This window comes from Fibrella arboris (assembly GCF_041321095.1).
Classification (GTDB): Bacteria; Bacteroidota; Bacteroidia; order Cytophagales; family Spirosomataceae; genus Fibrella; species Fibrella arboris.
This window is the reverse complement of sequence record NZ_JBGGWE010000020.1, coordinates 67269-87962: the sequence shown is the minus strand read 5'-3', so window position 1 is coordinate 87962 and position 20694 is coordinate 67269. Positions and strand designations below refer to the sequence as shown.

13 protein-coding genes are annotated in these 20694 nt (G+C 54.5%); 9 read left to right on the top strand and 4 right to left on the bottom strand.

The features are described 5' to 3' along the window. The first annotated feature begins 16 nt into the window (after nucleotides 1–16). Together ACAW75_RS24650 and ACAW75_RS24645 are read left to right on the top strand one after the other, a co-directional pair. Complete coding sequence (locus ACAW75_RS24650; RefSeq protein WP_370731451.1) at nucleotides 17–142, top strand: hypothetical protein; 126 nt, start codon at nucleotides 17–19, stop codon at nucleotides 140–142. Nucleotides 143–173: 31 nt separating this feature from the next. Next, nucleotides 174–599 (top strand): hypothetical protein, encoded by a 426-nt coding sequence (locus ACAW75_RS24645; protein ID WP_370731450.1) that lies wholly within the window; start codon nucleotides 174–176, stop codon nucleotides 597–599. Between the two features lie 212 nt (nucleotides 600–811). Here the strand turns inward: ACAW75_RS24645 and ACAW75_RS24640 are convergent, their stop codons facing one another. Both ACAW75_RS24640 and ACAW75_RS24635 read right to left on the bottom strand, forming a co-directional pair. Beyond that, the gene (locus ACAW75_RS24640; protein ID WP_370731449.1) at nucleotides 812–3229 is read right to left on the bottom strand and encodes a M1 family aminopeptidase; all 2418 of its coding nucleotides are present in this window, start codon (nucleotides 3227–3229) and stop codon (nucleotides 812–814) included. A gap of 175 nt (nucleotides 3230–3404) precedes the next feature. Beyond that, entirely contained in the window at nucleotides 3405–4013 is a 609-nt protein-coding gene (locus ACAW75_RS24635) for a HupE/UreJ family protein (RefSeq protein ID WP_370731448.1), read from the bottom strand. 77 nt (nucleotides 4014–4090) lie between these two features. Here ACAW75_RS24635 and ACAW75_RS24630 point away from each other — a divergent pair, with 77 nt between their 5' ends. The 3 genes from ACAW75_RS24630 to ACAW75_RS24620 all read left to right on the top strand — a co-directional run bounded on the left by ACAW75_RS24630 (nucleotide 4091) and on the right by ACAW75_RS24620 (nucleotide 6952). Then, nucleotides 4091–4918, top strand: coding sequence for a 4-(cytidine 5'-diphospho)-2-C-methyl-D-erythritol kinase (locus tag ACAW75_RS24630; RefSeq protein WP_370731447.1), 828 nt, complete (start codon nucleotides 4091–4093; stop codon nucleotides 4916–4918). Between the two features lie 109 nt (nucleotides 4919–5027). Beyond that, nucleotides 5028–5627, top strand: a complete 600-nt coding sequence (locus ACAW75_RS24625) for a cytochrome c oxidase subunit 3 (RefSeq protein ID WP_370731446.1) — start codon at nucleotides 5028–5030, stop codon at nucleotides 5625–5627. 131 nt (nucleotides 5628–5758) lie between these two features. Further along, entirely contained in the window at nucleotides 5759–6952 is a 1194-nt protein-coding gene (locus tag ACAW75_RS24620; protein WP_370731445.1) for a putative sugar nucleotidyl transferase, read from the top strand. Here the strand turns inward: ACAW75_RS24620 and ACAW75_RS24615 are convergent. Further along, nucleotides 6905–8407 (bottom strand): lipopolysaccharide biosynthesis protein, encoded by a 1503-nt coding sequence (locus ACAW75_RS24615; RefSeq protein ID WP_370731444.1) that lies wholly within the window; start codon nucleotides 8405–8407, stop codon nucleotides 6905–6907. The genes ACAW75_RS24620 and ACAW75_RS24615 overlap by 48 nt on opposite strands. Before the next feature lie 277 nt (nucleotides 8408–8684). On the opposite strand from ACAW75_RS24615, the gene ACAW75_RS24610 reads away from it, so the two are divergent. From ACAW75_RS24610 to ACAW75_RS24595, 4 genes are all read left to right on the top strand, one after another. Further along, nucleotides 8685–9278: a YdeI/OmpD-associated family protein gene (locus ACAW75_RS24610; RefSeq protein ID WP_370731443.1), complete on the top strand. Its 594-nt coding sequence runs from the start codon at nucleotides 8685–8687 to the stop codon at nucleotides 9276–9278. Nucleotides 9279–9347: 69 nt separating this feature from the next. Continuing rightward, complete coding sequence (gene prmA, locus ACAW75_RS24605; protein WP_370731442.1) at nucleotides 9348–10184, top strand: 50S ribosomal protein L11 methyltransferase; 837 nt, start codon at nucleotides 9348–9350, stop codon at nucleotides 10182–10184. A 45-nt stretch (nucleotides 10185–10229) separates the two neighbouring features. Continuing rightward, entirely contained in the window at nucleotides 10230–15416 is a 5187-nt protein-coding gene (locus tag ACAW75_RS24600) for a hypothetical protein (protein ID WP_370731441.1), read from the top strand. 195 nt (nucleotides 15417–15611) lie between these two features. Continuing rightward, nucleotides 15612–16208, top strand: a complete 597-nt coding sequence (locus tag ACAW75_RS24595; protein ID WP_370731440.1) for a 3-keto-disaccharide hydrolase — start codon at nucleotides 15612–15614, stop codon at nucleotides 16206–16208. 14 nt (nucleotides 16209–16222) lie between these two features. On the opposite strand, the gene ACAW75_RS24590 is transcribed toward ACAW75_RS24595, so the two are convergent. After that, on the bottom strand, nucleotides 16223–20512 hold the full coding sequence (locus tag ACAW75_RS24590; RefSeq protein WP_370731439.1) for a response regulator: 4290 nt from the start codon (nucleotides 20510–20512) through the stop codon (nucleotides 16223–16225). Nucleotides 20513–20694: the final 182 nt, after the last annotated feature.

Genomic DNA, 20694 nt, shown 5'->3' with positions numbered 1-20694 from the left:
CTTAAAATTACTATATATGAAGCGACTATTTAGTGGTTGTTACCCGTATTTAGCCGCTACAGATATGAAATACCCCCGCCGGCTTTCATCAGGTGCCAATAACACGGTCATTGTGCTGTCAGACACAGAAGTAGCCAACTAATTTTCGGGTGATACCCGCTCAGACATCGGCCGTGACGACGAACCGCTCAGAAGCGGAGAAAAGGCGGTTTGCCAATGCCAGCCATGAACTGGTAGTCCGATTCAGCCGACTCGATTATAACGAGGCAGGGAAAGCCACGATGCTGATCATGGAGCGCATCTATCCGATCGATTATCGGGCTCATGAAGTGGAACGTCGGGGACTGTGGTTCGATGTATTTGCCGACAAACTGGCGCAGTTGCATACCAGTGGTTTCGTACACCGTGGCCTGAAACGCCCCTCCGATCTGGACGGTCTGGCCTTCGACAATATCCTCCTGACCAATCGCGGTTTACGCCTGATCGACGCGGGTATCTCGGCGGTAAAGCACCAGGTTGGCGACAAGATATTCGCCAGGTACGTGGCCCACGAACAAGAAGAGCTACTGCTCTTCCGGGATTACTCTCTGAACAGGTGATGTGCGCTGGGTACGTTGTTTTTCTTTACCTAACCTATGAGATACAAAAAGCTGCTGCTTCGTGCTGATGTGCATTGCTGACGCCTGGCCCTTCGACTAGGCGTCAGCAATGCACATCAGCGCGAAGGCAACACTCAAACCTGTGTCACCTTCTGAGGCACAAGAAGTCCCCTGACGAGCGGCCAGGGGACTTTTTGTGAAAGCGAACGTACCTACCGGCGTGGGCCAGTGCCTTGTTGGGCAGGAGGCGTACCGCTAGCTTGCCGTTGTTGCTGCATTGGGTTCGGGCCCTGTGCACCTGGGCCGAACCCACCGGGACGCTGCTTGAACAATTGCAGACGTGTTGGCTTCGACACACGCGGATACGAGTTGTTTTCCGTGTCGATATCAGCAATCTCCTGATATGGGTCCAGCGTCCACTGCGTTACCTTTTTGCTGGTGGCAAACACTTTGTTGATCTGGTTGGTATTGTACCGCCAGATTTCGGCTGGGAGGCGAGCTACCGAGTCAGTTCCATCTTCAAACTGCATGCGGATGATGACCGGCATCGGAATACCGCCTTTGTTTTTCAGCGTCAGCGTGTAAAAGTTCTGCTTCGATTCCAGCAGGGCGCGCTCATCGGGCGTCAGCGTGGCCAGATAATCCTGATATTTCTTTTTGTCGGCGTCGGTTACGGCAAACTGGTCGTAGCGGTTGTAGAAGTCCATCATGGTGGTATCCTGGGCAACCACGGTTTCTTTCTGCGTGGCGGCATCGCGCTGTTTGGCCACGGTATTCATCCGACGGTTGTACGCTTCCTTCGCTTCGGCTTTTACCACCTCCGGGTTCTGTGAGCTAGGCTGATACCAGTCTACTTCCACCAGATCCTGGTCAACGGCGTCGACACCGAAGAACCACCCCTTCCAGAACCAGTCGAGGTCAACGCCTGAGGCGTCTTCCAGGGTACGGAAGAAGTCGGCAGGCTCGGGTGATTTGAAGGCCCAGCGCCGCGCATATTCCTTGAAGGCGTAATCGAACAGTTCACGGCCCATCACGGTCTCGCGCAGGATGTTCAGGGCGGTAGCTGGCTTGGCGTAGGCGTTGGCTCCCAGGTTGATGACGTTATCGGACGAGGTCATGATCGGCGATAACACAGCCTTGTCGGCTTTCATGTAATCGACGATATACTGAGGCTCACCCCGGCGGCTTGGGAAGTTATAATCCCACTCTTTTTCGGCCAGATATTGACAGAACGTGTTCAGGCCTTCGTCCATCCAGGTCCACTGGCGTTCGTCGGAGTTCACGATCATGGGGAAGAAGTTGTGCCCTACTTCGTGAATGATTACCCCGATCATGCCCGCTTTGGTTTGCTCAGAATAGGTACCATCGGCTTCCGGGCGACCACCGTTGAACGAGATCATCGGATATTCCATACCGCCGCCGGCCGTGGCGTGGCACGAGATCGCGACCGGATACGGGTACTTGATGGTACGGTTGCCATACGATTTCAGCGTATGCTCAACCACGCGGGTCGAGTACTGACCCCACAGTGGGTTTCCCTCTTTCGCGTAGAATGACATGCTCCAGATCTTCTTGCCATCGCCATACACATCGGTTTGCATGGCATCCCAGATGAACCGGCGGCTGCTGGCGAATGCAAAGTCACGAACGTTATCGGCTTTGTAGACCCACGTTTTGGTCGATTTCACGTCTTCCGGCTTTGATTTGCTGGCTTCTTCCGCTTCGGCCTGGGTGACAATCACCACGGGCGCTTTGCTGGTAGCGGCCTTGGCCAGCCGCTGCTGCTGCGTAGCCGACAATACCTGCTTGTAATTCAGGCATTCGCCGGTTGAGCCAACCACGTGGTCGCTGGGTACGGTGATGGCCACTTTATAATTTCCGAAGATCAGCGTGAATTCGCCGGTGCCCAGGAACTGCTTGTTCTGCCAGCCATTTACATCGTTGTAGGCGCAAAGGCGGGGAAACCAGTGGGCGATGAAGTAGTTGCTGTTGCCGTCTTTAAATTTCTCCAGACCGCTCCGGCCGTAGTATTCCGTCACGAAGTAGTTCCAGTCGACGTTGAAGGCGAAGGACGTACCTGGCTTGAGGGGCGTAGGCAGGTCAATGCGCATCATGGTCTGGTTGATCGTGTAGGGTAATGTCTGCCCTGTTTTGGTCGTCACTTTCGTGATTCGGTACCCATACTTATCACTGGCCTGCTGCTGGCTGCGCTCCCGCACCGACGTCAGGTTCTGCAGTTGAGCAAACGTCATGCCCGTCTCCGGTACGCTTCCGGTGCGGGTGATGCTGCTGGTTGAGCCTTTGGCAAACAGGTTCTGATCGAGTTGTAGCCAGATGTAACGCAGCTCGTCGGTCGAGTTGTTGAAGTACGTGACCGTCTCGGTGCCAATGATTTTCTGCTGGGCATCGTCGAGCGTGACCTTGATGTCGTAGTCGGCGCGGTTCTGAAAGTAATCTTTACCGGGTGCACCGGCAGCTGTACGGAAGGTATTGGGCGTGGGCAGCACGGGGCCGAGCTGCTCAAACTTGTCATTGGCACTGAAACTGGACGGAGCCGATTGAGCTACAGCCCGTTCGCCAACCAGCAGAGCCAGGGCAATGGCCAACACTGACCCGATTGTGTGTCGCATAAAAGTAGGTTTGTTCATGAAATACAGCCTTAAAAATACAGAAAAAGCGGATAAAGCGCATTTAAACGCCTTAACCGCTCATCACAAATGAAAAAAGGCCAATTAATTAGTCGCCAAATCGCTTAATCGAAGTAAAAAATTGGGCAGCACATTGATCTATTTAGGTAGCAGTGCGCTACTTCGCAAGGAGCGGGTTAGTAATGATTAATGAAATGGCCATACCAGCCACCAGGCCCGAGACGATCAGCGTCCAGCGAAGGCGGCTGCTTTGTATAATGTTTAGCACCAGGTACGTCACGGTCAGCACCAGGCCGACGATGAGCAGCTGCCCCAGTTCAAGGCCAATATTAAATGCCAGCAACGGCTTCACAATGTCGGCCTCGCGCCCAAGCAGGCTCCGCAGGTAGTTTGAGAAACCCATGCCGTGAATCAGGCCGAAGGCCAGGGCCAGCCCGTAACGCCACGGCTGTTTCTGTTTCCGATTCATCATCAGCGAACGCGACTTTGGTTCCTGATAGAAAAAATTGGTAATGGCCGTGATCAGAATAGTGACCGGAATGAGCAGTTCGATCAGGGCCGTACTGTAGGTGATCAGGTTCAGCGTGGCCAGCGCCAGCGTGATCGAGTGGCCAATGGTGAAGGCCGTAATCAGGGTGAGCACCTGCCGCCATTGCCCGAGCGTATACACGGCGCAGAGCGCAATAACGAACAGAATATGATCGTAACCGTTCGGATCGGTGATGTGATCGAAACCGAGACGCAGGTAAATAAAGAAGTCGCTCATAAAAGCAAAGGTATACACGAGCGGCACAGGGCCAAACTGCCCCCAAAAGACCCGCGTTCCTGACTTATATTCGCCCTATGATTGCCTTTCCCGCCTGTAAAATCAATATTGGTCTGCAACTGACCGACCGTCGCCCCGACGGGTTTCATAACCTGCTGTCGGCCTTTTACCCCGTTGGCTGGTCCGATGCACTGGAAATCATACCGGCCTCCACGTTCAACTTCAGTACCAGCGGCCTGCCCATACCGGGCCGGGCCGGCGCTTCGGGCGATGATCCGGGGCGCAATTTGTGTGTTCGGGCCTACGAACTGCTTCGGACCGACTATGAGTTGCCGCCTGTGCAGATGCATCTGCACAAGGTTGTGCCTATCGGCGCGGGGCTGGGCGGGGGATCGGCCGATGCAGCGGCAACGATCAACCTGCTCAACACGCAGTTCAGCCTGGATCTGACGGTCGACCAACGCGAAGCCTACGCCCGAAAACTGGGTAGCGACTGTGCTTTTTTCATCCAGAACCGACCGCAATACTGCGTTGCGAAGGGGGATGTATTCGAAGAAATTGCGCTTGATCTGACGGGCTATTCGATTGTGCTTGTGTATCCGAATCTGGCTATCTCAACGGCAGAAGCCTACGCCGGTGTAACGCCACGCAAGCCGGAGATCCCGCTCCGCACCTTACTGGAAGCGCCCATTGACACGTGGCGACGCACGGTCCATAATGATTTTGAGGATAGCTTATTTCCAAAATACCCCGTACTGGCCGACATAAAGCAGCGTCTGTACGATACGGGGGCCATTTATGCCAGCATGAGCGGCAGCGGCTCAACAGTCTACGGGATTTTTTCGGCCCCACCGGAGAGAAGTACCCTTTTTTCGCGTTATACGGTCTGGAGTGATCAATTATAAATAGTTTACGGTTTGCTGTTTGCTGTTTTCCGTTGCTTTGCTAAAGACACAAGTGTTATATGGAGCCGAGCAACGGAAAACAGCAAACAGTAAACAGCAAACAGAGAATATGAGTCGACTGACACGACGGCGGGAGCCGTTCCGGTTTATGGTTTGGTTGGGTATCGGGGGTAGCGTATTGCTGTTCACGGTCCTGTTGGGCATATACATTGTTCGGCAAACTGGTCCCGGCTGGTCTGACGTGGCCCTGCCCAATGTTTTTGTGATGAGTACGCTGGTCATTCTGTTGAGCAGCCTCACATTACACAATGCCAACCGGGCTTTTAAGCATGAACAGTTTTCGGTGTATCGGATCAACATAGCCACTACGCTGGTGCTGGGTACGTTATTTATTCTGCTCCAGGGCTGGGGCTGGCGTCAGATGGTCAGGGCTGGTGTTGGCTTGGAAGGTAACCCCGCTGGCGGCTTCGTTTATATCATTTCGGGGCTTCACCTGCTGCATATTCTGGTTGGCCTGATCTTCATCACCATCACCCTGCTTGAAGCCCTGCGCCGACGCGCCTACGTTGAGTCGTTCGTCTACAGCGTTAACCCACCCAACCAGCTTAAAATCAGGCTTATTACGCTCTACTGGCATTTCGTCGATGTGCTGTGGGTCATCCTCTTCGTTTTCCTCCTCTTCCACCACCGCGTCGACTGGCGGCTGTGATGATTGGCTGTTGGTTGGCCCGATTGCAGCTGGTTGATGTGTAGGGGCAACCACGAGGGTGGTCCGGCCTTCCGGTTGCCCCTACACATCAACCAACGGCCAGCACATCAAACATACCTTATCTTTGCCGCATGAATTATATTCTCTTCGATGAGCCGACCGTTCGGATGGCTTTGTTGCCGTTTACGTTTACCCGGCCCGTTGCCGATATCCGTATGGGTATCTGGACAATCACCGAAAAGTGGCAACATTGGCTGGAAAATCCAGTTTCTCACCTGACTGAGCCCTATCTACAGCCGAAGTTTCCGCACCTTTCAGGCGTTGATAACCTATACATCAACGGGGCCGTTTGCCCGACCGACGCGCTCGTAGACGCTGTTCACCGCTTAGCCGACGGGCAAACCCTGGTAACGGCTGACCAAACCCTGATTGCTGTTCGAACCACTTATCGACTCGATAAAGCACCGGACGCCAGCGGCTTCTTTCCCGTTCAAACAACCGAAACGCCCGTCATCCTGCGGCAACTACCCGACATTTTCGCCTTGAACGGTGATCAGATTCGGGCCGATTTCACCAAAATCACCATCGGCCGCACGTCTGCCCCACTGACCGATCCGCATACGGCAGTTTACGGCGCCGAAAATCTGTTCATCGAAGAAGGAGCTACCATTCGGGCATCGGTCCTGAACGCCGAAGGGGGTCCGATCTACATCGGCAAAAACGCGACTATCAGCGAGGGGACCAGCATGATTGGCCCGTTTGCCCTGTGCGACAGTTCGACGGTGAACTGGGGCGGAAAAATGCGTAGCAACACCACCATTGGCCCGTTTTGCAAGGTGGGCGGCGAAGTGGGCAACTCCGTTTTCTTTGGCTACAGCAACAAAGCGCACGACGGTTTTCTGGGCAACTCAGTCATCGGCGAATGGTGCAACCTGGGGGCCAACGTGAACAATTCAAACCTGAAGAACGACTATACCAACGTGAAGCTGCACAGCTACGCTACCGGTCAATTGGAAGACACGGGACGGCTGTTTTGCGGGCTGATGATGGGCGATTTCACCAAAGCGGGCATCAGTACGCTGTTCAATACGGGTACGGTCGTAGGGGTCAACGTGAACGTGTTTGGCGCAGGGTTCCAGCCAAAGCATATTCCGTCGTTTTCGTGGGGCGGAGCGGCCGAAGGTTTTTCGGATTATCGGCTCGACAAAGCCCTGTACGTAGCCCGCGAAACCGTTGGCCGACGCGGGTTGCCCTTTGGACTACCGGAAGAAGCGCTGTTAACGGCGGTTCATGAAGCCACGCGCCGACCACAAACGGACCAGTAGCGCATTCAGGTCGGGGTAAAGGCGCAGCGCCAGCAACGTACCCAGGTAGAGCACCACGATCCCGGCCGATCGCAGGGCCATGTCCATAATGACCAGCAACGTACTGCCCGATACATAAGGCGGTAACGAAGCCAGTAGCCAAACCACGGCACCGAGCAACACAACGGCCCCATTACGCCAGCTAAACGGCTGTAGACCAAAGGAATACCAGACAAATCCCGTCCGGGCAGCGTTGAATAAAACCGTGGCGACAACCGCCCCGATGGCCGCGCCTTCAATGCCGTAGGTACGTATCAGCGCCGGTGTAATGGCAAGGGTGATGATCACCATGGCAATGTTGAACACCGAGTCCCAGGCATACCGGCGCGACGTACCCAGAATCTGCCCATTCACGCCCGTTGCCATGTCGACCAGTTTGCCGAAGCCAAGCCAGAGAATGACAAAATAGCCCGCTTCATAAGCCGGTTTCAGAAACTGGAAGATATTGGGCAGGTTGGCAGCAATGGCCACAAACGCCAGACAGCCAATGACCAGCTGGCTCAGGCAGCTTTTCTGATAAACCGACCGGATACTGTTCAGGTTATTTGCTTTCCACGCATCGGCAATGACCACGCCCGACACCTTGTACAGCATCGTGGCGGGCGCCGCAATGACCGACCCGAAGGCAGCACTGATACCGTATATGCCGGTGCTGCTAAGTCCCTGCATATCATTGATCAGGATTTTATCCACTTGCAGAATCAGTTGTGTGGATAACCCCGTCATCAGGGTGAGGCCGGCGTAGCGGAACAGCGACCGGCGCAGATCGGGCGGAAGATCAAGGTGGTGGAACGACAACGTGAAATGCCCGTCCCGGATCAGACTGGCCATCATGAGCAGCAACGAAACCATATACGAACTCAACCAGCCCGCCAACATCATGGGAAAGCTGATCAGCCCCTGCCAGTAGGCAATGACGACGCCCAGAAAGATAAACCGCTGCAAGAAATCTTTCAGGAACGTACCCGTCACGCTGTCATAGAGCAAACGGGCATAATTGTCGAACAGGTTGAAAAACAGGGTCGCGAACGTCAGCGGTAGTAGCAGCAGGTAATAGGCCGAAAACAGCGCCGACCTGGCCTGATTGGCCGCCTGTATCTGGTCTTTAAACGCTAGTACAGCTACGGTTGCTACGGAAAAGCCAATGATAGACAAACTCAGCGACAGCAGCAAAAAGCCACCGTGCCCGCGTTCGTAGTTTCGGAAATACGGAAAATACCGGCCACCCGCTCCGTTAATACCCAGGTTGGCAAACTGTGTCAGGATGATGGCATAGCTCATCAACACCTGAATAAGACCATTCTGGTCCGTTTCCAGCACATTGGGTAGCAACAGGCCGGTCGTTAAAAAGCCCACGAGGATACCCGCATAGGAGAATCCGGTTCCGAGTAAAGTCTGGCGTTGAATTGAGCCCATTAAAAGAGGGAGGAAAGGAGGAAGGGAGGGAGGAAGGGAGGAAGGGAGGAAGGGGAAGAAGGGAGGAAGGAAGGGAGAAGGGAGAAGGGAGGAGAGGGAGAATGCTCTGCCTGATGCGACTATATGATTATGCGAAGCATTTCCCCTTCCTCCATTCTTCCCTCCTCCCCTTCCTCCCTTTCCTCCATTTTCCTTTCCTCCATTCTCCTTTCCTCCCCTTCCTCCCTTTCCTCCTTTCCTTTCTGTAAATTAACGGCAAAACAACGTACCTACACCAATGGTCCACACCGACGGGTTTCCGATCGTTGCCATGCATAGCCGGGCCGAGTGGCGCAACTGGCTGATGGCAAACCACGCCAGCTCAAAAGGCGTATGGCTGATGAGCTACAAAGCCGCTACGGGCAAACCGACCATCTCGTATGCCGAAGGGGTGATGGAAGCGCTCTGTTTCGGCTGGATCGATAGCAAGGGAAACAAATTCGACAACGAACGCTCACTCCTCTACTACTGTCCCCGCAAACCCCGCAGTAACTGGAGTGGGCTGAACAAAACCCGCGTGTCGCAACTGATCGAACAGGGGCTGATGACGCCCGCCGGGCAGCGCATGATCGACCTGGCTAAAGCAACCGGCACCTGGACAGCCCTCGACGACGTAGAAGCGGTGGTCATTCCGGCCGATTTACAGGCAGTACTGGCCGCTACACCTTCCGCGGAAGCCTATTTCGCCGCGTTTCCGAAATCGATAAAACAGGGCATACTGCAATGGATCCTGAACGCCAAACGCCCCGAGACCCGCGCCAAACGCATCCTTGACACAGCCACGCTGGCGGCACAGAATATCCGCGCCAATCAGTTTCAGCCAAAGCAGTAAACGATACCATCCGATTGCCCGGGTGCGCGTTGAATCGCTTGGTGCTGTTGCTCAGCGTACCTTTGCTGCATGAACTACATCGAACTACAGCTTACCCTTTCGCCCGACTTTGCCGATATCCTCACCGCTGAGCTTGCCGAACTTGGTTTTGAGTCATTTACCGAGACCGATGAGGGCCTGAATGCCTATATACCTGAAGCCGATTTCGACGCGGATGAAGTAGCCCAATTGATTGCCCGTTATCAGGCGCAAACGGCAATAGCCTACACAGTTACTTCGTTAGAAAAGAAGAATTGGAACGCCGAATGGGAACAGAATTACCAGCCCATTGAGGTCGTTACCGAAGCAGCATCGGTTCGGGTTCGGGCGTCTTTCCACGAACCAGACAGCGCCTTTACCTACGACCTGCTGATTAACCCCAAAATGTCGTTTGGAACAGGGCATCACGAAACGACCCACATGATGATGCAACACCAGCTTGGCCTGACTCATTCGGGCAAAGCGGTACTCGATGTGGGGAGCGGAACGGGCATTCTGGCCATTCTGGCCGTGAAACTCGGGGCAACCGATGCGCTGGCGTTCGACATTGAGGAGTGGGCTGTGAACAACGCGATTGAGAACGCCGCGCTGAACAATTGCCCGCAGGTACGTGTCTTCGGCGGAACGATTGACGGTGTAGCAGCCGACGAACGGTTCAACATTGTGCTGGCCAATATTAACCGGAACGTACTGCTGGCCGAAATCCCGGCCTACGTGACGCACCTGCAACCAGACGGGCATTTGCTGGTGAGTGGTTTTTACGAATATGATGCCCCCGATATTATCCAGAAAGCCGACGAATCGGGCCTTTCGGTTGTTACCCAACTGACGCGCAACCAATGGGCGTCGGTGCTGTTTAAAAAGTAGTCATCAGGCTGCGTAGCGTGATGGCAATGACCTAGTTAACGAATAATGAAGCGTATAGCACTCATTACCTGTCTCTTCTTCTCAGTTCTAGTTCAGGCACAGAACGTAAAGCTGTCGGATAAAGCCGATCAGTTTCTACCTGATTTGCAGAAACTGATGGCCACGGGCGGCCCCGCAGCCATGCAGGTCGACAAAGAATTTGAATCGCTTTGGGGCGAACAGACGCTGACAGCCTCGCAGCGCGACCGGCTGATGGCGCTTTGTCGGCAGATGAACCAGAAACGATACCAGGCGGCCACGCATTTCGCGCCGCTTCTCGCGTCACTGTATCACATCGTTTACACGGCCAAACCCGCCGTGAACGCCCCCGACATTGATAACCTGATCACGGTCGCCGAAAAGCAGTTCGCCCTCAACGATCCCAAAGCCTTTGCCAGGGTCATGGATGCCGCCCGCGATTTTCTGCAGCACCGCTCCGCCTATACCGCTAAATTCAACCAGACCTATCTGCTTGGCGGCACGTTTGCCTTCCGCTTCATCGACAAGGCAGGCGCGACCTCGCCCGATGCTATCACAGGTACGTCGGCGGCAACCTCGGAAACGGCAACAGTAGCGGCCTCGTCGAATTTCGATGGCTGGGATGCACCTGTGGGCCTGGACACGACCAAACCACGTGAAATTGGCGTCATATACAGGCCTATCCAGAAGCGGCCCATTCCGGCCGTGACAGGTGCGGTAGTGACCCTGAACAACGCCTTTCTGGCCATTGTAGCCAATGGAGATTCGGCCCTGGTAAGCAATACATCGGGTGATTTCATGCTGAAAGATGGCGTCTGGGTCGGCAAAGGCGGTACGTTTACCTGGGCCTTGCAGAAGCGCGAAGACCGGTACGTGACCCTCACCACCTACAGCATGGTGGTGATGAATCCGCGCCTGATCGCCGATGAAGTAACCCTGACCATGGAAAAAGGGGCTAAACCCATTCTGGGTGTGTTTGAGTACCTCAGCAAGAAACGGTTTAGCAACATTCCTGACCAGTACCCGCGTTTTGCGTCCTATCGAAACAATGAAGTCATTCCCGGCCTCGGTTCGGGCATCACCTACAAGGGCGGGCTGGCGCTGGCTGGCTTGCAGCTCGTTGGTGCTTCGGCAGACGGCCAACCCGCCACACTAACGGTAGCCGATCGGGCGGGCAAGGTCGTTTTCAAAGCTGTCAGCCGTAAATTCGAGTTTCGCGATTCGCTCATCACCGCCCCGGTCGCACAGTTTACAGGCTACATTGATACCGCCGATTCGCTGACCCACCCAGCCATTCAGTTCAAATTCGATAAAACAATGCGCGTAGCTTCGCTCAGCCGCATCGACCGGACGGGCTATGGGCGGGTGCCGTTCTCCGATACGTACCACAAGTTTTTCATTCAGCCCGAAGTGGTTCGGTGGGACGTACCCAGGCAGAAAGTCGACTTCTACCAGATCGGGGCCAAGCGTGAAGTGCCCGTTCGGCTCGAATCGTTCGATTATTTCCAGCCACAGCGCTACGCCGACATTGCTACCGACTATGGGTTTCATCCGTTGCAGATCATTGGCAATTATATCACCAAAACCAAGCAGCAAACCTTTCTCGACGATGACATTACCCGGTCGGTGCCCAATGTAAATGCACTGGCGCTGCGTGGTGCACTGGGTCGAATGATTCTGGAAGGCTATCTGGAGCAGGACGATCGCACCAAAATGCTGCGCCTGAGTCGCAAAGGGGCGTTATACATTCTGGCCTACAACGAGAAAAAGGATTTTGACAACTTTGAAATCAAGTCGTTTTTCAACAGCAACGATTCCGCTCACAACGCAACTATCGATCTGGGTAGTAAAGAAAAATTCCTGACCGTGCGGGGCGTTGACCGGTTCACGATCAGCGATTCGCTGAAATTGTACGGTATGCCCAGCAACAAAACGATGCGCATTGGCAAAGGTCGGTCACTGGTCTTTACGGGGCAGATGAAGTCGGGCAATATGCGCTACAACGGCATCGACCTGGCTTTCGATTACGACAAGTTCGCCCTGAACATGAACAAGATCGAGTCGATCACCTTCACGCCGCAAAAACTGGCCGATCAGGGGCGAACCGACGAGATTGGCGGTGATATCAAGTACGAAAAACCCGGCTCCGTTTTCTTCGCCACGGCCGACAATAAGTCGGGGAAAGTGAAGGGCAAGAAGACCACGCAACGGCTGGTGATGCCCGAAGGCATGACCGTTTATTTCGACCAGGAAGATCGTGGCGACCGGCGCTACAACCGGAAGGTATTTTTCAAGATCCCGGCCATCGACAACGACAGCGTGGGTAAGGGCGATATTTCGTTTGTGGGTACGTTCCACTCCGACGGTATTTTCCCGCCATTCCAGACCGAGCTGAAAACCATGCCTGATCAGACCCTGGGCTTCACGCACAAGGCCATGACGTACCCACTCTATGGCGTACCGGCTTCGACCGTGAAACTAACCGGCGAGCTGGTAATGGACAAGAAAGGACTACACGCGCCGGGCGAGATTGCGCATCTTGCCGCGACGCTGTCGACCAAAGACATTCTCTTTATGCCCGATTCGCTGATTGCCACTGGCGAAACGGGGCAGATCGTGGAAGCGCAGGCAACAAAAGTAGCCGCTGTCAAACCCAAAAAAGGGCAGAAAGTAGTGCCCCAAACCGCACAGACGCAGACCTACTACCCCAACGTGGCACTCACCAACTTTGGCATGAAATGGTGGCCCAAAGCGGATAGCATGGTGATCACAACCCAGAAAAACAGCTTCACCTTCTTTGGCGGCACCACCAAACTGGAAGGCAATCTGCTGGTTCGGGCCACGGGCCTTTACGGGAATGGCCTACTCACCCGAACCGATTCGGAAGTACAGTCGGAAAGCATCAAATTCGGGAAAGATGGCTTCCTGGCCGACAATGCCCGGCTTAAAATCGAGTCTACTTCTGAGGTGAAAGGCATTGCGCCCAAGCCTATTCTGCTGGGGACCGGCGTAGATGTCGACTTCGACCAGGTGAAAGGCGTTGTTGACCTGGCCATTAACCGCGACAACCGCGCTGTTGACGACACGCTCAGTTCGAGCATGGAGTTTCCGTATGCTGCCTACCGCACCAACATCAGCAAGGCGCAGTGGAACATGAAAGGCAAAACGATTGCCATGAAAGGCGATCCCAAAACCTCGACGTTTACAGCCACCGGCGAGGAGCAGGAAGGGCTGACCTTCAACGCGGGCGCGGGCCTGTACGACGTCGACAAGATGACCCTCAACATCAGCGGTGTCTCGTATGTCAACTCGGCCGATGCCCGTATTTATCCCGAGAAAGGCCTGGTAACGGTTCGGCGCAACGGCGATATGCTGCCGTTCAAAAATGCCCGCCTGGAGCTCGATACCGTGTCGCGGTTCCACCGCCTGCGGAATGGCAATATCCAGATCGTGTCGCGCACTCGCTTCTCGGGCGATGCAACGTACCTGTTTGCCAACCGCAGCGGCGGACCGTTTAAAAGCGATACGTCGGCGATTAAAATGGGTAGCTTCGAATTCAAGGAGGCCGATAAAATGGCCTCAGCGCCAACCAGAGCATCGGCCAAAACGACCGGAAAGAAAAAGCCCACATCGGTCAGTTCACAGCCCCTTACTACGTATTATACCGTGGCTCGTGCCGACATTGACGAGACCGACAGGCTGATGCTGACCTCGAAAATGCAGTTCAAGGGCGATATCACGATGAAAGCCCCCGAAAAGGATTTGGGGCTGGATGGCTTCGTGAAACCGGTGCTGAAAAAACGCCTCGACCTCATCAGCGGCTGGATTCCGTTCAAAGCCAATGTGGTAGAAACGATCGACATTCCGGTTGATGATAAACTCAAAAACGAAGGTGGTCAGGTGCTGGTTGCCGGTATCCAGAGCCGTTTTGGCAGCCCCGGCATTTACCCGTCGTTCCTGTCGCCCAAAGAAGATAATCGCGACGACGATATTTTCCGGGCTACGGGTGTGATGCGCTACGACGAGAAAGAGAAAACCTTCGTGATTGGCCCCAAAGTGGGTACCGAGGGGTTGAATGACGATTTCGAGAGCAGTTTTCTGTTCAACGACGACAAAGGCATCATGACCTTCCGGGGCGCGATGAACCTGATGAGCAGCAAACCAAACACGTACCTGCTCGCCAGCGGATCGGCCCGGGTCAATGTGGACAGTGCCGCTTATCGGATCAATGCACTGCTGGCGCTGACCTTCGCCGTGCCCGAACAGATCAACGCGGCTATTGCCGGGAAGCTGGTAGAGGGCAATCTGGAAGAACAGAACAGCGATGCTGCCGACGACGACCTGAATCGATTATCTGACAAGCTACTGCCCCTGATCGGTCAGAAAGCCGTTGATGACTACCGGAACAAGGCGCAAAACCAGCATGTATCGCTGGCGCTGGCGTCGCCGAAGCTGAACTCAGCGCTGGTGCTGGCCAATACGAACCTGCGCTGGTCAGAGAAGTTCAACGCCTTCTATAGCATTGGCAAACTGGGCGTCTCGAACCTGCAAAACGTAGACATCAATGCGCAGATGGATGGGTACGTCGAAATCAGGAAGGGGGGTAATGGTGATGAGCTAAGCCTGTACGTGGCGGCTTCTGACGACGTCTGGGCGTTTTATGACTACCATCCTACTGGCAACGGCGGTGCCGGTCAACTGGCCATCATCACCTCCGACCAGGAAACGAACGATAAGTTGACGGCCCTGTTGAACAACAGCAAGGGCAAGTCACTGCTGTCTATTGTTCCGGCCACGGAAGACGAAAAAGCCCTGTTTGTGGAGCGGTACGAATCGCAGTACCGGGTTCGCTCGAAACCCGTAGCGAAGAAACCAGCCGCGAAACCGGCCACTAAACCAACGGCGGCAGAAACGGCCGTTGCCAAAGAAGCCGACGGTTTTGGCGCTGATGAAGACGCGGCTCCGGCGGCTAAACCAGCGAAAGGGGTAAAAGCAACAAAGCCAGCCTCAACCCGTGCAACCGCGAAAGCAACCGATCCGGCTAAAGACGTTAGCCCGGATGACGCCGAACCCGCCGCTAAAAAGCCGGTTGTAACCAAAGGCAAGGCCACCGCAAAAACCGACACGACCAAAAAAGCGCCGGTGGTCGCCAAAAAGGAGCCCGTGAAGAAGGAGCCGAAGAAAGATAAAGAAGACGAGAAGGAAGGTTTCTGAGTAGGCGATTTAAGGTCTGATGCTTCTACGCGTAAGGATATTTAACACAGAACCACAGAGGACACACAGCGAAAACAGCGTTTTATTTACTGGCCATAATTTTTGCCTCACAACAAGCTCTGTTTTCGCTGTGTGCCCTCTGTGGCTCTGTGTTAAACTTATCTTTCGACCACTTAATCATAAAAAACTCATCTCATGATCCGAATCGTCGTCGCTTTTCTTCTCTCGGGCTTGTTCCTGGCCATGGCGCCCGCCAAAAAAATAACCCTCTTCAACGGGAAAGACCTGACAGGCTGGAAAATCTACGGTACCGAAAAATGGTATGTCGCCGATGGTGAACTGATCTGTGAAAGCGGACCCGACAAGCAATACGGCTACCTGGCTACCGAACAGACCTATAAAGATTTTGACCTCTCGGTGCAGTTTAAGCAGGAAGCCAATGGGAACAGCGGCGTCTTTTTCCGGTCGTCTATTGAAGGCACCAAGATCAGCGGCTGGCAGGTTGAAGTAGCGCCTAAAGACCACGACACAGGCGGTATCTACGAATCGTACGGCCGGGGCTGGCTGGAGCAGATTCCCGCCGAAAAAGAAACGATTCTGAAACCCGGCGAGTGGAATACGCTCCGCATACGTGTGCAGGGAGATCACGTACAAACGTACCTGAATGGCCAGCCGATGGTTGACATGCACGATGCCAAGATCGGCGCTGCTAACGGATCCATTGCTTTGCAGATTCACGATGGGGGTGGTATCAAGGTGCGCTGGCGGAAACTGATGCTGAAACAGTTGTAACAGCAGCAAACCGATTACGCAGGTATCGAATCACCGTGCTGGTTAAGATTCAGGCCCGGATGAACCCCAAACCGCTGATGGTACAAGCGGGAGAAATATGACACCTTCTGAAAGCCAACGCGGTGCGCCACTTCCTTCACTGTTGTGTAGCGCGTCGATTCGATCCATTCGTGGGCCATTTGCAGCCGTACTTCCTGCACAAACTGAATGGGCGATAGCCCTGTCAGCGTTTTGACCCGGCGGTAGAAATGGCGCTGGCTCATATTCGTTGCTTCGGCCAGATCATTGACCTGAAACCGGCTGTCTGTCAGATTAGCTATAATCAACGCCTGAATCCGCTGCAACCAGTCATCGTCTACCGATGTAGCAGCAGATTCAGGCGTTTCCTCGTGTATACCACTGCCGGTAGCTGCCGGCATTATCCAGAAGGCCCGTTCACGAGCACGGTCGAGCAGGTTCTGAATGCGCGCTACCAGTTCTTCTTCATTAAACGGCTTGGTAAGATAGTCGGCAATACCCAGTTGTAACGCCTTGATCCGCACCTCCTGACTGAACCGAGCCGTGAGCATAATCACCGGAATAGGCCGAAAATCAGGCTGTTGCTGGAGCTTTTCCAGTAGCGTCATGCCATCCATTTCCGGCATCATCATATCCGTTACTATGAGATGAGGTAACTTATTAGCGGGCTGGCGAGAAAGCCACGCCAACGCTTCACGGCCATTACGACACCAGTGATGCGCATAATGCGGGGCAAGTACCAGCTGGATGTAGCCGGCCATATCCGGGTTATCCTCTACAATCAATATCGCTTCCCGATAGTCGGCTGTCAGCGTCGATTCTGAAACTGCCTCGGTTGTTGGCACCTGGTCATCAGAGCCGGAAGAACGTGCTTTTTCGGGGAGTGATATGGCTATTTTAGGGTACGTAAACGTAAACGTGCTACCCTCGCCCAGCGTACTCTCGATAAGCAACTCTCCCTGCCATAGCTGACAATATTCCTGACAAAGCGCCAGGCCAATACCCGTTCCTCCCTGCAAGGGCGTATCGGGCCTTTTAGACTGGTAATACCGCTCAACCACGTGCGGCAGATCGTCGGGATGAATGCCCCGCCCGGTATCCGCTATCGCTATACGTACCTGATCTGGCGTATCGGTCAGCTGGACATGTATGGTTCCGCCGCCAGGCGTGAACCGGAGCGCATTGGCAATCAGGTTGCGCAGTACTGTCTCGACTTTAGGTACGTCGAGCATCATACCGATGGGGCCATCCAGCCCCTGTGTTTCCAGACTGATATTGGCCAACGTAGCCTGTGTCGCAAAGGCAGCCACTGTTCGGGCAACCACGGCAAGCAGATCGGCCGGTTGCGAGTCGAGTTGCAGCTGTCCGGCTTCGAGCTTACCCAGGCCAAGCAGGTCATCAACCAGTTCCTGCAACTGGCGGGCGTTGCGCTCCATCGTACGCACCAACCGTTGCGCCGTTGCGTCGTCAGTGTGTTTGGCCAGGTACGTTATCGGGCCAAGCAACAGGGTCAGCGGTGTACGAAACTCGTGGGTCACGTTGGCAAAAAACCGGGACTTGAGCGTTGCATTTTCCCGTAATTCGGCCGCCTGCTGTTCAATGATGGCTTTATCTTCCTTGATACGATTCGTTCGATTAGCCACTTCCGCCTCCAGCCGAATCGTCTCCTGCACCAATCGGCTGTTGCGCCAGCGGAACACGGCAGCGGTAGCCCCCAAAAGGGTCAGTAAACCCAGCACCACGAACCACCACCGTTTATACACTGGCGGCTGCACCACCACCGGTATCGATAACGTATTGGAAATCCACTGCCCGCTAATGCTTTGCATGCGCACTTCCAGCTGGTAATCGCCAGATGGCAAGCCGTTAATGCGTAGGTCATTCTGTTTTTGAGTAGCCCAGGCATCCTGCCATCCACGAATACGATACCACAGTCTGGTCTGGCCCAAATAGCGGTAATCCAGCAAGGCAAAAGCCAGGAGAAAAGCCCGGCTCGACGAGGCGATCTGAAGAGGTTGCCCTAGCTGGTAATCGGTCAGATGATTTTCCATAATACCCGTCTGGCCATCGAGTTGCTGGAACTGGGTTAGCACAAGGGGGGCTTTCGTGGTGGCACCAGTCTGTATCTGCTTTGGCCAAAAAGCCGTTACGCCGTTCAGGCCACCCAGAAAGAGGCGACCGTCGGGGGCCTGATAGTGCGAGGTGAAGTTAAACTCTTCGTGGGTGAGCCCGTCTTTAGGCAGGTACGTCTGAACGTGTTCCGTTTTCTTGTCGAAGCTCACCAGACCATAGTCAGTGGTGAACCAGAGTCGATTTCTGTTGAACCGTTTTGCCGGGTCGGGATGGTCCGTATATACACAGTAAAGGGTCGCATTCAGTAACCCGTCGGCCTGGGTAAATTGCCGATACCGGCCCGTCTCCCGTTCCCAGCGGATCAGCCCACCGCCCCGGGTAGCCAGCCAGTAGCGGCCCGGCTGGTCAGGATCAGCATGCACGTAGGTGATGTGGTTGAAGGGTAAGTTTCGGGGTGCTGGCTGCTCTACACTGTAGCGGGCCACAATTCCCCGCAGGGTATCCAGCAAATACAACCCCGACGAAGCGGCTACCCACAACCCGCCTGCCCGCCGGTCCGGGAAAAAGCCATTGACCCGATTTTCGGCTAGCTCCGGCCAGTTATTGTAGCGGGTAAAGGGGATATTCCGCTTTAGGGCCACATCAAAATAACTGATTCCCTGGTCGTAGCCAATCCACAGATTCCCCCGCCCATCAGGCAGCAGCGCACTACACCGGCTCGCCGAACGAAGCAACGGATATTGCACCACCGTTTGTGTAGCCGGCCAGACAAGCGATAGTTTGGAATTAGCGGTCCATAGGGCACCATTCCCGGCGGGTGCTACCGGCATTTGCCCAAGAAAATCTGTTTGCTGTATGCGTGGCCGGGGTAAAGCCAGTTGGCGGGCGCCCGTTTTCAGATCGACCAGCCAGCTATCAAACGCGTTGACCCACAGCGAATTCCCGACCTGCGTCAGTCCACGGGTGGCCGCGTCCGAATAACCAGACGTACCTGGAAGCCAGTAGAGGTAGCGGACAAACTGGTTAGGAGTCAGTGTCAGCAGGAGCACCCCGTTACTGGATCCTACCCAAACGCCGCCAGTCCGGTCTACCCGCAAACTACTGAAGCCAGGAATTTGTGCTGCTGGCGAATCGGCGGCCATCAGGTCATACACAACACCCTTTTCGGGATGCCAGGCAAACAGCACATTCCTACCTAAAAACCAGAACAGATCATGGTAAGCATCATACACAACCCTGGTATGCATCAACACAGGAATCGTTGATGTCTGGCCGGCCAGGGCAGGAAACGGGCTACGCGCAAAGTGGATGGGTAAGCTCGTCAGTTTGCCATTGGCATCGAGCCGGTACAGAAAATCAGTAAGCTGATGCGCGGTCAGTTGGGGAAACGTCCCTGCGTTTTCCTGAACATTTACTTTCTGAGCGAGATAAATTCCTCCCTGGGCATCGGTACAAACAGGTAGCAGGTGTTTGGGGAGCGGCTGCTGCCGGCGCTGCCGACCCAACGAATCCAGCTCGACAAGTGAATAGCGGATGTCTGTAGTATCACTTACCGGTACTAACAGGTTGCCGCTTGCTGTAACGGCGACCGTACCCACCAGAGCAGATCCTGGCGAGGTATAAACGGAGGTCAGTCCGGTAGTGCTCCGGTAGCGATAGACCCGCCCGTTTTCCCGAAAAAAGACGAGCGAACTACCTGGCTTAGTGCGCCCCCCCCGTTGATCGATGGTCTCTGCCGCATAAAAATGATGTTTCGCGGCCAACGCATCTTCCGGGCGGACGGTATAAGCAACCGATCTCTGTTCATGGGGAAGCCACCGCTCAATCCATTGGTCGAAGCCTGACCGTATTTTAAAGAACCAGAGCGTACCCGCCTGATCCTGGCTGATTCGGTCCACATAAGCGGTCAACTGTCCCTTGCCGCTGCTGGCGTGATTGGGTAGTGCCATGAAACGGTTTCCGTCGAACCGATAGGCGTTGTTGAGCGTACCAATCCAGATAAAACCCTGCGCATCCTGCCCAATGTCGACTACCGACCGGTTGGGCAGCCCCTGCTCAATGGAAAAATGACGTACCTGAACAATGTAAGGCGGGTTTGTCGCTGTCAGGCCTGGCACTTTCTCCTGCCGGGGTTGAGCCATGCCAGCTGGTAAGCAGGCCATTACAAAGCCGACCATCAGGAACTGACGAAGAAAAATACAGGGGCGATTCAAGGTAACAAGGCTATTAGGCCTGTGAAAATACCTAATGTACAGAACTAACAAAGCATTTTGGCCGATTTGGGGCCTATGATGGCCAAAATGGGTACGTTGCCTGTATCGTTCTTTGTGTCACTGCAAGTGACATATAACAGGGCTTTATCCACTATTATTTTTTCTGCTGTATCACCCCACCC

Excerpts from the sequence above, each read along its gene's own strand:
- ACAW75_RS24630 (WP_370731447.1), top strand. The coding sequence starts at position 4,091 with ATGATTGCCTTTCCCGCCTGTAAAATCAATATTGGTCTGCAACTGACC.
- ACAW75_RS24625 (WP_370731446.1), top strand. The coding sequence starts at position 5,028 with ATGAGTCGACTGACACGACGGCGGGAGCCGTTCCGGTTTATGGTTTGG.
- ACAW75_RS24600 (WP_370731441.1), top strand. The coding sequence starts at position 10,230 with ATGAAGCGTATAGCACTCATTACCTGTCTCTTCTTCTCAGTTCTAGTT.
- ACAW75_RS24610 (WP_370731443.1), top strand. The coding sequence starts at position 8,685 with ATGGTCCACACCGACGGGTTTCCGATCGTTGCCATGCATAGCCGGGCC.
- ACAW75_RS24595 (WP_370731440.1), top strand. The coding sequence starts at position 15,612 with ATGATCCGAATCGTCGTCGCTTTTCTTCTCTCGGGCTTGTTCCTGGCC.
- ACAW75_RS24640 (WP_370731449.1), bottom strand. The coding sequence starts at position 3,229 with ATGCGACACACAATCGGGTCAGTGTTGGCCATTGCCCTGGCTCTGCTG.
- ACAW75_RS24635 (WP_370731448.1), bottom strand. The coding sequence starts at position 4,013 with ATGAGCGACTTCTTTATTTACCTGCGTCTCGGTTTCGATCACATCACC.
- prmA (WP_370731442.1), top strand. The coding sequence starts at position 9,348 with ATGAACTACATCGAACTACAGCTTACCCTTTCGCCCGACTTTGCCGAT.
- ACAW75_RS24650 (WP_370731451.1), top strand. The coding sequence starts at position 17 with ATGAAGCGACTATTTAGTGGTTGTTACCCGTATTTAGCCGCTACAGAT.
- ACAW75_RS24615 (WP_370731444.1), bottom strand. The coding sequence starts at position 8,407 with ATGGGCTCAATTCAACGCCAGACTTTACTCGGAACCGGATTCTCCTAT.
- ACAW75_RS24620 (WP_370731445.1), top strand. The coding sequence starts at position 5,759 with ATGAATTATATTCTCTTCGATGAGCCGACCGTTCGGATGGCTTTGTTG.